The sequence below is a fragment of the Streptomyces sp. NPDC049577 genome, from assembly GCF_040675635.1.
Lineage (GTDB): Bacteria > Actinomycetota > Actinomycetes > Streptomycetales > Streptomycetaceae > Streptomyces.
Genome location: NZ_JBFAPH010000315.1, coordinates 1 through 7,428 on the forward strand (window position 1 = coordinate 1; position 7,428 = coordinate 7,428).

The 7,428-nt window shown below is 73.6% G+C and carries 4 protein-coding genes and 1 pseudogene; 1 reads left to right on the plus strand and 4 read right to left on the minus strand.

Annotated features, from left to right (window positions below):
* Positions 1-154 precede the first annotated feature (154 nt).
* The 4 genes and pseudogenes from AB0K09_RS26700 to AB0K09_RS26715 form a co-directional block, all read right to left on the minus strand.
* Positions 155-1,045: pseudogene (locus tag AB0K09_RS26700) on the minus strand (beta-ketoacyl synthase N-terminal-like domain-containing protein); the annotation flags it as partial.
* Complete coding sequence (locus AB0K09_RS26705) at positions 1,042-1,311, minus strand: acyl carrier protein (protein WP_366067946.1); 270 nt, start codon at positions 1,309-1,311, stop codon at positions 1,042-1,044. The pseudogene AB0K09_RS26700 and the gene AB0K09_RS26705, both read right to left, overlap by 4 nt.
* A gap of 69 nt (positions 1,312-1,380) precedes the next feature.
* Positions 1,381-3,915 (minus strand): aminotransferase class III-fold pyridoxal phosphate-dependent enzyme, encoded by a 2,535-nt coding sequence (locus AB0K09_RS26710; RefSeq protein ID WP_366067947.1) that lies wholly within the window; start codon positions 3,913-3,915, stop codon positions 1,381-1,383.
* A gap of 50 nt (positions 3,916-3,965) precedes the next feature.
* Positions 3,966-6,497, minus strand: a complete 2,532-nt coding sequence (locus AB0K09_RS26715; RefSeq protein ID WP_366067948.1) for a hypothetical protein — start codon at positions 6,495-6,497, stop codon at positions 3,966-3,968.
* Positions 6,498-7,008: 511 nt separating this feature from the next.
* Here AB0K09_RS26715 and AB0K09_RS26720 point away from each other — a divergent pair.
* On the plus strand, positions 7,009-7,428 hold a 420-nt coding region (locus tag AB0K09_RS26720; protein ID WP_366067949.1), incomplete at its 3' end, for a saccharopine dehydrogenase NADP-binding domain-containing protein.

Genomic DNA, 7,428 nt, shown 5'->3' on the forward strand with positions numbered 1-7,428 from the left:
CGCTACGTGCTGCGCGCCGTCACCGACGAGGTGATGAGCCAGGTGATGCGGCTGTCCGGCCAGGAGTACGTGGACGTCTACGCGACCAAGGCCCGGCCTTCGCCTCCGCCGCGTCGTTGAAGGTCGTCCCCGTGCCGTGGGCGTTGACGTAACCGACGTCCCCGGGCGCGAGACCGGCCGACCGCAGTGCCGCGGTGAGGGCGCGGGCCGCTCCCGAGCCGTCCGGTCGCGGGGCGGTGACGTGGTGGGCGTCGGAGGAACGGCCGTAGCCGCGGAACTCGGCCAGGGGCACGGCGCCCCGGGCGGCGGCGTGTTCGGCGGACTCCAGGACGAGGACGGCGGCGCCCTCGCCGAGGACGAAGCCGTCGCGGCCGGCGTCGAAGGGGCGGCTGGCGCGGCCGGGGTCGTCGTTGCGCGTGGAGAGGGCGCGCATCTTCGCGAAGCCGGCGACCATGCGGGAGGCCAGCGGGGCCTCCGTGCCGCCGGCGAGGACCACGTCGGCCTCGCCGCCGCTGATCATCTGGTGGGCGGCGACGAGCGAGTCCGCGCCGGAGGCGCAGGCGGTGACGGACGCGCTGCTGGGACCGGTCAGGCCGTACCGGATGGTGATCCATGCGGCCGGGCTGTTGACCATGGAGGACGGGATGAAGCGGGCGGAGAGCCCGCCGACGCCCCGTTCGAAGGAGGTACGCAGATTGTGCTCGGTGGTCTCCGTGCCGCCGGCGCCGCAGCCGATGACGACGCCGATCCGGTCGCGGTCCTCGGCCTGGAGGTCGAGGCCGCTGTCGGCCAGGGCCAGATCGGCGGCGACGGCGGCCAGCTGGGTGCTGCGGTCGGTGGCCCGGCTGTCGCGGCGGGAGAGCTGGAGCTCCTCCGGCAGGTCGACCTCGGCGGCGATGCGGACCGGCAGGTCGGCGGCGTCGAAGCGGCTGATCGGGCGGACGCCGCTGCGACCCTCGGTCTGACCGACGTGGAAGCGTTTGGCCCCGACGCCCACGGACGTCACCGGGCCGAGCCCGGTGACGACGACGCGGCGGCCGCTCACGCCCCTACCTCCGCGGAGGAGCCCGCCGGTTCCTGGGTCTCTATGTAGGCGACCACGTCGCCCAGCGAGCGCAGGGACTCGGCCGTGGTGTCGTCCACGGTCAGGCCCAGCCGGCTCTCCACGATGGTCACCAACTCCACCATGTCGAGCGAGTCGAGCCCCAGGTCCTCCTTGAGCCGGGCCTTTGGGGTGACCTCCTCCGGGAGCAGTCCGAGCCGGTCCACGAGGAAGTCGGTGATCTGCTGTTCGACGGTGCTGTGCGTCATGAGGGGTTCCTTTTCATCGGGTTTCATCGGGTTTCATCGGGTTCTTCATCGGAAGGCGCGTCGGGTGTGTCACGCCGTCGCCGGGCGGCGCCAGGCGTCCAGGTCGGCGTGCAGGGCGAGCCCCTCGCAGACCGCCGCCACGCTGTCGGCGAAACGATCCGCCTCCGCCGTCGTGAGGATGAGCGGCGGCTGGATGCGCAGGACCCGGTTGTGGTTGGCGGTCACGAAGGTGAGGATCCGGTGGTCGCGCGCCAGGCTGCCGACGAACCGCAGGCACATCAGGTCGCCGAGCGTGGACTCCACCGCGCGCCCGACGCCCGCGAGGGCGCCGCGCAGGTCGTCGGGCAGCCAGTCGGCGAGCGCGTGCAGGTCGCCCGGCAGCCGGGTGAGCAGTTCCCCGGCGAGGGCCTCGGCGGCGCCGGAGAAGTCGCCGTCGAACTCGATGGCGGTCATCAGGCCGAGGCCGCGGACCTCCTTGACGAAGCCGTACGGCGCGGTGGCCTCGTGCAGCCGTGCGCGCAGGTGGTCGCCGACCTTGCGGGCGTGGCCGGGGAGGTCCTGGGTCGCCAGGACGTCCAGGGTGGCGAGGCCGGCGGCGGCCGCGAAGTTGCCGCCGCCGAACGTGGAGGAGTGCAGCATGGCGCGGTTGGTGGTGCCGTAGGCGGCGTCCCACAGATCGGCCCGGCACAGGGTGGCGGAGATGGGGACGAGGCCGCCGGAGAGGGACTTGGCGACGCAGAGGACGTCGGGGTCGAGGTCGTCGTGGTCGGCGGCGAAGAGGGCGCCGGTGCGGCCGAGGCCGGTCTGGATCTCGTCGAGGACGAAGGCGGCGCCGGCCTTGCGGCACAGTTCGCGGGCGGCGCGCAGATAGCCGTCGGGCGGCAGGATCACGCCGCCCTCGCCCTGTACGGGTTCGACGATGAAGGCGGCCGCGCCCTCGATGGCCCGTTCCAGTGCGGGCAGGTCGCCGAAGGGCACGGAGACGGTGTCGGGCAGCAGCGGGCCGAAGGGCGTGCGGTGGCTGTCGCGGCCGGTCACGGACAGGGCGCCGAGGGTCTTGCCGTGGTAGCCGTCGTCGGCGTGGACGAGACGGGTGCGGCCGGTGCCGGCGCGGGCGAGCTTGAGGGCCGCCTCGACGGCCTCGGTGCCGGAGTTGCCGAAGAAGACGCGTTCGAGCCGGCCGGGGGCCAGATCGCTGAGCCGCTCGGCGAGTTCGGCGGTCTGGACGGGCATGGAGACGTACTGCACGAAGGTGGGCGAGGAGTCGTCCAGGAAGCCGCGCAGCCGGGCGGTGACCCCGGGGTGGTTGTGGCCGAGGTTGAGGCAGCCGTAGCCGGCGATGAAGTCGAGGTAGTCGGTGCCGTCGGCGGTGGTGAGGGTGGTGCCGCGGCCGCTGGTGAAGACGCGGTCCAGGCCGTGGGCGGCGAACAGCCGGGCCATGGGCGGGTTGACGCGCTCGGCGAAGCGCCGGGTGGTGAGGGCGGCCACGTCCTCACCACGGGCCCGGTCCGTGCGCGGGCGCCCGGCGTGGTGGGGCCGCAGCCGCGCGATGTCCGCGTCCGGGACGGTGCGGCCGAAGGAGGCGAGGGGGGTGGGCAGGAAGCCGTGCCGGGCGGCCAGCCGGCCGATGGTCCGGATCCGGTCGAGGTCGAGTTCCCGGCCGAGGGAGTAGGACTCGGGGCGGCCTTCGAGGGCGAGGACGACCGTTTCGGCGAGGCAGCCGTTGAGCTGCTGGGTGGGGCCGGGCAGTGAGCCGTCGCCGACGGTGACGGCGTCGGTGGCGCTGACCAGTCCGCCGTCGATGACGACGACGTCGGAGCCGGGGCGCGGCGGCCGGGTCACGTCGCGGGGCAGGGCCACGTCGACGACGACGGAGCCGGGGCGCAGCGCGTCGGCGTCGACGAGCCCGCCGACGGAGGAGGCGGTGACGAAGAGCCGGGTCTCCGGCGGGCAGCCGGCGATGTCGTCGGTGAGCCGGACCCGTTCGTGGTGGGCGGGGTCGAGGTAGCCGAGCAGTCCGGCGGTGCTGCGGTTGCCGCGGCGGCGGACCAGGTCGAGGAGGAAGCCGTCGTCGAGCAGCAGGCGGGCCAGGGCCAGGCCGATGGAGCCGGGGTAGCCGACGACGGCGACCCGGGTGGTGCCGGGGTCGAGCTCCAGGAGCCGGACGATGTGCAGGAGTTCCTGGTGGGCGGCGTGGACGGTCAGCGAGTTGCCGCTGGTGACGGGGATGCCGACCTGCCGGGCGGTCCACAGGCCGCGGTCGCCGACGATGGAGGTGGCGCCGCCGAGGCCGACGAGTTCGGCCCCGGCCTCCTCGCGCAGGGCGGTGACCTCGGCGGCGACCATGTCGCGAGCGGTCGTGGGGCGGCGTAACAGCTCGGGCGCGGTGTAGGGCAGATAGCGGACCTCGCCGGAGCAGGTGTCGCCGGTGGCCGAGGTGACGGACGTGAGCATGGGCAGGGGCACGTGGTGGCGTGCCGCCGCCGGGGGTGGTGTGCCGCGGTGGTCGTCGAGGAGCCGGCCGAGGAGGTCGAGGCCGCGGACCTGGTTGCGGTGTCCGGCGCTGATGGGGTGGGCGAGGAAGCCGAAGGTGGTGGTGGGCAAGGCGGTGCCTTTCCGGACGTCGGGTGCGGGTGGGCCGTCGGTGCGGGTGGTCAGCGGGCCGGACGGGTCATGGTGAAGGCCAGGTCGGGGAGTTCGTCGCGCTGCCAGCCGAGGGAGGACAGCAGGCTCAGTCCGTCGCCCTCGTTGTTGTGGGAGAGCAGGACGGAGCAGACGGTGACGGTGCCCTCCTCGCGGAGCCAGCCGCGCAGGTCGGCCTCGGCGGCGTCGTGGACGTGCCGGTGGCGGACGGTGAGGTCGCCGTAGGTGCGGGTCCACTCCGGTTCCAGCAGGTGCAGCACCTGGGTCTGCCGGTCGTTGTGCGCCCCGGCCCGGCCTTCGCGGTAGGTGCGGATGACGGAGTGGCCGCCGTCGATGAGCCGGAAGACGGTGAGGTTGCGGCGCGGGGGCCGGCCGTGGAGGGACGCCTGCTGGACGAGGGTGGGCAGGATGTCGGGGACGAGCGCGGTGGCGCCGTCGCCGATGAAGGCGAGGACGTTGTCGTCGCGGGTGAGGGCGAGGGCCGGAACGGCCTGGAGGGCGTCGCCCATGAGGGCGCGGCCGTACCAGCCGGAGAAGCCGGGGCCGGTGCGGGGCAGGTTGCGGATGGCGGAGAGGCCGCCGCGTCCGACGTCGTAGACGCCGGTGTAGGTGTAGCCGGTGGTGGTGATGAGGTCCTCGAGGACCGTGCCGAGGCGCTGGAAGAAGTAGTTGGCGCTCATCGGCAGGACGGGGAGGTCGTGGATGACGTCGGAGGTGCTCTCCCGGGTGGCGGCGATGGCCGCGCGGCGGTCGGCGAGCACGGCGGGGTCGACGTCGAGGGTCTCGCGCAGGGCGGTGAGGAAGGCGCACGCGTCGGCGTGCACGGGGTGGTCGGTGAAGGGCGCGAGGTGCTCGCGTTCGCGCGTGATCTGCACGATGCGCAGCCGGCGGGCCAGGGCGCGGGGCGAGAAGGGGGTGGCGGCCTCGGCGATGCGGCTGTTCAGGAAGAACAGCGCCTGCTCGGCGGGCGGGCGCAGCCGGCCGTCCCGGTGCAGGAAGTCGTGGACGCGGGCGGAGAAGGCGTACATGCCGAGGGTGCCCAGGTAGGCGTCGACGACCTGTCCGTCGCGGTACTTGGCGACGCTGCCGGGGCGGGTCAGGGAGTCGGCGAGGGCGATGCCGGCCCGGGCGGCGATGTCGTGGACGAGGGCGGTCTCCTCGCTGTCGAGGGGGCCGCACTGCCACAGCAGCCGGGCGGGTCCGGAGTTGACGAGGCGGCGTACGGGTTCCAGGGCGCTCTCGTCGACGCGGAGTGCGGCGGTGCGGGGCGGGGCGTCCGCCGGGAGGGTCGTGGCCGTGACGGCGGTGTCGAGGACGGCGGGGGTGGCGAGGAGGAAGACGGGTCCGCGTCCGGCGTGGTAGGCGGTGTACGCGCGGTCGAGGTCGTCGGCGAGGCGGTCGGGATCGTCGAGGTAGACGTACGGCACACCCTTCGCGGCGAGGACGGCGCGGGAGTCCTCGGCTGCGTGGACGGTGCCCTGGAAGGGGTACCAGGCGCCGGGCGGCGTGTCGGCGCAGAGGATGAAGCCGCGGGCGCGGGCGTCGCGCAGGTTGGCGAGCGTGCCGCGGAACTCGTCGGCCATACCGCTGGTGACGACGATGAGGAAGGGGGCCCGGTCGAGCTGCCAGCGGGCCAGCGCGCCGCAGGCCAGGCCGTGTTCGCTGGGGGCGCGCAGGACCGGGTTGCCGGTGGTGCCGGCGAGCCGGTCGAGGTCGGCGATCGTGCCGGAGACGACCGAGCCGGTGTAGTAGTGCAGTCCCCAGGGGGCGCCGGCGCCGGGCTGCCGGGTGAGGAAGCCGTGCAGGGCGGTGGCGAGGGCGGAGGTGCCGGTCCGGCTGGCGGCGCGCAGCGCGGAGCCCGAGTGCCGGAGCTGCACGTGGTCGGTGAGGGCGCAGACGACGTCGGCGGAGAGCACCCAGTCCTCTGCGGGGCGGGCGCGCAGGATGTAGGGGCGGGCCACGCGGACCCGCACGGTGTCCGCGCCGCCGGCCGTCTCGCGGGCCGGGTCCCCGTAGACGAGGACGTCGTGGGGGGACGGGCCGTCGCGCAGGGCCTCGGGGAGGTCCTCGGCGAGACCGGCCAGGGCGTCGGCGACCGAGCGGTCGAAGGGGTCGGTGTTCAGTCCGCTGCCGTCGGCGTCGAGCAGGACGAGCGGGACGGAGGCCGTGCCGGGCGGGGCCGGGACGAGGTGGTGCAGGGCGCGGGCGGCGGCCGCGGGGGTTTCGGCGGTGACCAGGTGGAACTCCGCCTCGGGGAGGGCGCGGTCGAGGAATCGCCGGGCGGTGGCGAGGGTGCGCCCATAGGCGCGGGGGATTTTTTCCGGCCGGTCCCCCGGTCGGTTTCCGGACCGGTTTCCCGGTCGGTCCCCGGGTGTGGTGGCGGGCGGCGGATGGACGCCGTTCGCGTCGCCGGACAAGTGCCTGCGGGAGCCTTCCGCCAGGTCGGCGAGGGCGCGGGCGACGGCCGTGTGAAAGGCCGGGTGCTTGCCGATGGAAAGAATCAGGAAACGGTGTCCTAATCCGGATGACGGGCTGCTGGGCACGTCTTTTTTCCTTCGTTCGACCGATCGTGGAATGATTTTCTGATCAAGAGCGGCCGGGAATGCGAAGAGGCCCCGGAATCATTGCGGGGCGGTCCGCGGCATGGGCGGCACAGGCGTCTGATCAGCGAAAAACAGGCCCGGGCGAGCGTCGGGCGGGCGGTTCCGGCCCCTGGCGGGGGCGGCGCGCCGGAGTCGTGGCGCGCTGGTCAACAACGATGTCGTGAGAATGCGACCCACATGTCGAGCCCCCCGTGTCAAGCAATCGGTGCAGGTTCCGTGTTCGCTTGCAGATGCCATCATTCATGATTCACATTGACACGGTCAAGCCGGTTCAATAGTGGATCAGGTGGCGAGCGTCACGTAACCGGAGGCAGCATCCGGCCACCCCTGTCCGGTGAGCTTATTCATTCCGCGTAAACGGCCGATAAACGGGCTGCGACCTCCGCTGATTTTCACGTGGATTTAACTGGTCCGGTTGATCGCCGACCTTTGGCGCTGATTTCATGAGGCCATGACACAACCGAAACCGCGGCGTAACGGCCGCGTACTGGTCCTCGGCGGGTACGGCGCCGTCGGGCAGGTGACGGCCCGGCAGCTGGCGCGCCGGATGCCCGGCCGGGTGGTGGTGGCCGGCCGGGACGGCGAGCGGGCGGCGCGGTGCGCGGCCGGGAGCGGCGGGGCCCTGCTCGCGGCGCGGGCCGATCTGGCCGATACCGCCTCCCTGGAACGGGCGCTGGACGGCGTCTCGCTGGCCGTGCTCACCGCGGAGCCGCCGCCGGGGACGGCCCATCCGGCGCGGCTGCTCTTCGAGCGCGGCATCGGCCTGGTCGACGTCACGGCGACGCACGGCCTGGTCCGGCAGGTGGAGAACCTAGTCGCTGGATTCGTGGCACCGGTCGACGCAGCGGCGGCAGAACGGCGTCTCGTCGGG